This is a genomic window from Thiohalocapsa sp. (assembly GCF_019695415.1).
Classification (GTDB): Bacteria; Pseudomonadota; Gammaproteobacteria; order Chromatiales; family Chromatiaceae; genus Thiohalocapsa.
Window position 1 is genome coordinate 1 of sequence record NZ_JAIFKJ010000176.1, and the last position, 1,640, is coordinate 1,640.

The window sequence follows — 1,640 nt, forward strand, 5'->3', positions numbered from 1 at the left end:
TCGGCGCGGTGAGGTGGTGAAAAGAGGCAGGCGGTGCCGGGCCGGTAGGCGAGCCCCGCCTCCAGCCTGCCGCGGGGTGGGGGAAGGGGAACGGCTCAAGCGTCTCGCCCCCCGCCGGCAGGCCCGACTGACAGCGCGTCACCACCACGGGATCGTCCTTCCCGACATATTTTCCCGCGATCAGGCTCAGCCGCTGCGTCGAGGCGGAGGCGGCGATCAGCCCGTCCATGCGCCGGTAGACATGCTTGATCATGTAGCGGCGCGGGGCGCCGATGAACATGAGCATCTCGTACATCTCTTCCGGGCAGACGAAGCGGATGCTCTTGTGATCGATCACGTCCATGACCTCGAACTCGAAGCCCTGATGCATCTTCGTGTCGATCACCAGCCCCGGCGAGTTGAACGGGTTGGCGTAGATGTTGAACAGCGGCAGGTTCCACGCGCCGGGCGAGGTCTTGTCGGCCATGAACACGATAACCGGCTCGCTGGGCCGTTCCTCGAACTCCATTTCCGCGACGCCGGGCCCCATGCCCGTGACGTTGCCCGCGAAGGTGTCCGACAAAAGGTCCTGACCCGCGCCGTAGAGCTTCAGGCTCTTGGCGGTCTCGGTGCAGGCGACAAAGGTATCCCACGCGAACTGGTGGACCTCGCTGTTATCGACGCCGTGGCGATGCGTCATGATGAGCTGCAGGTCGTCGCCGCAGTTGGTCACATAGGCATCGATCAACAGACCGGAGCCGATCGCCTCGGCGGTCTGCTTGCGCGCGGTTTCCAGAAGCTCGGGGTGGACGTTGGAGTGGCCGACAAAGCCGCCCACATCGGCCTTGATGACGCTGAATGTGAGAAGATCAGCCATCTGCAACCTCGCTCTTACACGGACATTCGCTTAACGATAGGCTACGCCGTCGGCGGGTATCCGGTCCTTTACCATTGTTAAGGCGTCCGCTAGCGCAGGGGCCGCTCGATCGTCTCGCCGGGCCGGATCACGCAGGGCTCGCCATTGATGAAAATCTCGGCCGGGTGTGTGGCGTAGCGCGCCGCGCGCAGGCGGACGGCATCGCGGCGGATATGCACCTCCAGCTCATTGTCCTGATAAACCATCGTGAAGCAGACCTCCCTCAGCTCATCCGGCAGGGACGGATGCAGCCATAGCCGCCCGTGGCGCAGCTCCATGCCGGAATAGCAGCGCTGGATGATGTCCACCGTCGCCGCCATCGCGCCGAGGTGGATGCCTTCATGGGTCGTGGTGTCCTCCCGGTAGGCCACGTCGTTCTTGAGCGCCTCGTGGAACAGCCGCCAGGAGCGCTCGCGGTCGGTGCGCGCCAGCACCCAGGAGTGCACCACATGGCTGAGCGAGGAGCCGTGGGCGGTGCGCTTGAGGTAATAATCGACGTTGCGCGGGATCGTTCCCGGATCGAAGGGATAGCCGAGCTGGCGCAAGAGCGCGGTGAGCTGTTCCGCCGAGAACAGGTAGAACAGCATCAGCACGTCGGCCTGCTTGGAGAGCTTGTAGCGGTTCTGCGTGTCGCCCTCCGCCTCCAGCATGCGGTCGAGCCGCTCGCTATGGCCGTCTTTCTCCCGGTCGCCCGACCAGTGTAAATCTTCGAGCGACTCTATACCCGCGACACGGACGATACTTC

2 protein-coding genes are annotated in these 1,640 nt (G+C 64.1%); both read right to left on the minus strand.

Annotation, left to right across the window (positions count from 1 at the left end):
• Nucleotides 1–856: fructose 1,6-bisphosphatase (locus tag I6U14_RS04895; RefSeq protein WP_296897354.1), on the minus strand; the 856-nt coding region annotated here is incomplete at its 3' end.
• 89 nt (nt 857–945) lie between these two features.
• The coding region (locus tag I6U14_RS04900; RefSeq protein ID WP_296897356.1) for a glycosyl hydrolase family 65 protein at nt 946–1,640 on the minus strand (695 nt) is incomplete at its 5' end.